Raw genomic sequence first — 1,998 nt, 5'->3', positions numbered from 1 at the left:
CCCGCCGGCCCGGGGTCGGCGAGCGCGGTCGCCCGCACCTGCTGGCCACGCTGACCGCCGCCGCCCCGCACCAGCGCACCCGCGGGCGCAGCGGCCCCGGCCTGCTGGTGACCCGCGACGACGTGCGGCTGCCCGTGCGCGAGGGCCGCGAGGGCAACCTGGTGCTGCTCGTGGTCGACGCCAGCGGCTCGATGGCCGCGCGGCAGCGGCTGCGCGAGACCAAGACGGCCGTGCTGTCGCTGCTGCTCGATGCGTACCAGCGGCGCGACAAGGTGGGGCTGGTGACGTTCCGCGGCCGCACCGCGACCGTCGCGCTGCCGCCGACGTCGAGCGTCGAGGCGGGCGCGGCCAGGCTGCGGCACCTCGAGGCCGGCGGCCGCACCCCGCTCGCCGAGGGTCTGCTCGCCGCGGGCGAGGTGCTGCGCGTCGAGCGGCTGAAGGACCCGGCCCGGCGTCCGCTGCTGGTGGTGGTGACCGACGGGCGGGCGACGTCCGGCGGGGGTGCCGTCGCGCGGTCGCTGCAGGCGGCGCACGTGCTGCGCTCGACCGGGGTCGCCGCCGTCGTCGTCGACTACGAGGACCGCGGGCCCGGCCGGGTCGCGCTGGGCCTCGCCGGCGATCTCGCCACCGCCCTCGGGGCCGAGCACCTCGACCTGGGCGCGGTCGCCGCGAGCTCGTTGACCCGCGCGGTGCGCGAGCGCACGCTGCCGGCTCGGGGCGCCGCCTGATGCCGCAGGGACAGCCCGCCGCCGTGCCGGCCGACGGCCTCACGACCCGGCAGCGGCGCAACCGGCCGCTCGTCGTCGTCCACACCGGCGAGATGAAGGGCAAGTCGACGGCCGCCTTCGGGCTCGCGCTGCGCGGGTGGAACCAGGGCTGGCGCATCGGGGTCTTCCAGTTCGTGAAGTCGGCGAAGTGGAAGGTCGGTGAGGAGGAGGCCCTCACTGCGCTCGGCCGGGTGCACGAGCAGACCGGGCAGGGCGGGCCCGTCGAGTGGCACAAGATGGGCCAGGGCTGGTCGTGGACCCGCAAGCAGGGCACCGAGACCGACCACGCGGCCGACGCTCTGGAGGGCTGGCACGAGATCCGCCGCCGGCTCGAGACCGAGCAGCACGACCTCTACGTGCTCGACGAGTTCACCTACCCGATGAAGTGGGGCTGGGTCGACGTCGACGAGGTCGTACAGGTGCTGCGCGACCGCCCCGGCCACCAGCACGTCGTCGTCACCGGCCGCGACGCCGACCCGCGGCTGGTCGAGGCCGCCGACCTCGTGGTCGAGATGACGAAGATCAAGCACCCGATGGACGCCGGCGCCAAGGGGCAGCGGGGGATCGAGTGGTGACCCCCGCCAGCCCGGTCTCGGCGCCGGCGCCGGTGCAGCGCGACGCCTGCCCCGGCGTGCTGCGCGTGCACGTCGCCGGCGACGGCGGCCTGGTGCGGTTGCGGGTGCCGGGCGGCTCCCTCGAACCGCAGCTGCTGCACGCCCTGGCCGGGCTCGCCGAGCGGTGGGCGGTCGACCGTGCCGTGCACCTCACCTCGCGCGGCAACCTCCAGCTGCGCGGCGTGCCGCTGCGCGACGCCGTCGAGGGCGCCGCACCCGAGGTGCTGCCCGAGGTGGTCGCCGACGTCGAGCGCGCCGGGCTGCTGCCCAGCCGCACGCACGAGCAGGCCCGCAACGTCGTCGCATCACCCGGCGGCGGGCCGGACGCGCCCGACCTGCGCCGCACGGTGCAGGCGCTCGACCGGGGGCTGTGCGCCGACCCCGCGCTGGCGAGCCTGGGTGGGCGCTTCCTGTTCGGCCTCGACGACGGCACCGGCGACGTGCTGTCGCTGCGCCCCGACGTCGCCTGGTCGCCCGACGCGCTCTTCGTCGACGGCCGCGAGGTGCTGGCCGCGCGCGCCGCCGGGGCCGACGTCCCGGCGCAGCTGCTGCGGCTCGCCGCGGCGTTCGTCGCCGTGCGCGGTGACGGCCCGGCCCGACGGGTGCGCGAGCTGCCC

Annotated in this window: 2 protein-coding genes and 1 pseudogene; all 3 read left to right on the top strand. The window is 77.4% G+C overall.

Annotated elements, in window-relative coordinates:
* The coding region (locus ACYVI6_RS18600) for a vWA domain-containing protein (RefSeq protein WP_460447778.1) at positions 1-728 on the top strand (728 nt) is incomplete at its 5' end.
* On the top strand, positions 728-1,342 hold the full coding sequence (gene cobO, locus ACYVI6_RS18595; protein WP_460447777.1) for a cob(I)yrinic acid a,c-diamide adenosyltransferase: 615 nt from the start codon (positions 728-730) through the stop codon (positions 1,340-1,342). The genes ACYVI6_RS18600 and cobO, both read left to right, overlap by 1 nt.
* Positions 1,339-1,998 (top strand): annotated as a pseudogene (locus tag ACYVI6_RS18590) (hypothetical protein); the annotation flags it as partial. The gene cobO and the pseudogene ACYVI6_RS18590, both read left to right, overlap by 4 nt.

This window comes from Angustibacter aerolatus (assembly GCF_054776675.1).
The sequence above is the reverse complement of the archived record's forward strand: the minus strand, read 5'-3'. Positions and strand labels throughout refer to the sequence as shown.